Source organism: Clostridium sp. OF09-36 (genome assembly GCF_003481985.1).
GTDB lineage: Bacteria > Bacillota > Clostridia > Lachnospirales > Lachnospiraceae > Brotaphodocola.
In genome coordinates, this window is record NZ_QUMD01000085.1 from 1 (window position 1) to 1,189 (window position 1,189).

The 1,189-nt window shown below is 37.3% G+C and carries 1 protein-coding gene; it reads right to left on the minus strand.

What is annotated here, in order from left to right; genetic code table 11:
• Positions 1–1,174 (minus strand): histidine kinase dimerization/phospho-acceptor domain-containing protein (locus DXA97_RS19760; protein ID WP_279221207.1); only part of this gene is annotated, 1,174 nt, incomplete at its 3' end.
• Positions 1,175–1,189: the final 15 nt, after the last annotated feature.

The following is a 1,189-nucleotide window of genomic DNA, read 5'->3' on the forward strand; positions in this document are numbered from 1 at the left end:
TTCCTGCTTCAATCTTACTCATATCCAAAACATCATTAATGATTCCTAACAGATGCCGTGATGAAATATCTATTTTATCTGCATACTCTATAACTTTTGCTTTATTACCTGCATCATGTCTGATCAAAGACGTAATACCAATGATTGCATTCATGGGTGTACGAATATCATGTGACATATTAGACAGGAAATCCGTTTTCGCCTTATTTGCATTTTCAGCTGTCTGTAAAGCCTCTGTTGCAACGTTCTTTGCCTTTTTCAGTTTTTGATTGACTACTTCCATTTCCTTCATTGTTTGTAAATGAAGTTCATTATTTCTTTTTTCATATTCTGCTTTTTGATCTGCAAGACTGAGTCTGGAAATACTGTAGAATAATCCGGCAAAAAGTAAAAGTATAAAACCTGCCATGAGTATTGTTGTAAACAACACCGTTTTCTGGTAATCCGTCAGCACATTGTCAACAACTCCCCTTGCCACAATGCATACCAAAATGGTGTTGTTGCTTTCTATCGGGCAATACCCCAGATAATAGGGGTTCTGTTTTCCCAAAAGTGCAACTCCAGATTCTCTGTTATCAAACTTCTTTTTGAACAAATCAGCCTCTTCTTCTGTAATAGCCTGTTCCCCTTTTAAATGTTTTAACAAAGAATAATTACGCAGGTATTTATCACCACTCTGGTTCGTATACGTAATATTTCCGTCATGATCCAGCATGAACAAATATGCTTTCCCATGATAACCTTTCAATTTTAACATGGAATCCAGTTTCGAATGATCATACACAGTTCCAATTGCCGTATAAGTTTCTCCATTGATCGTATATTCCTGACATGGAATCGCAACCAGATAACCATCTTTTTTCTTCTGATCATAATCAAGACGCACCAGTTTTCCAATATTGTATCCGTTCTTTAAGTCCAGCAGAAGTTTACTTGGCATATCAATCCGCATTTTTGTTCCACCTGCTGATATTGCCTGACCATTTTCCTGAAGGAATATAAGTGTACTTTCCGATTCTTTTTCCCATGCTTCAAAGAAACTTTTGTTCACATCCGTTTCAAGAGACAGCTCCCTTTCATGAAGTAAAAATTCCTCAACCAACTGCAGCTGGCTGTAGTACCCACTCACCTGAAGATCATAGGTCTGTTGTATCTGTTCAACAACAGCTCCCATACTGCTTTTTCCATT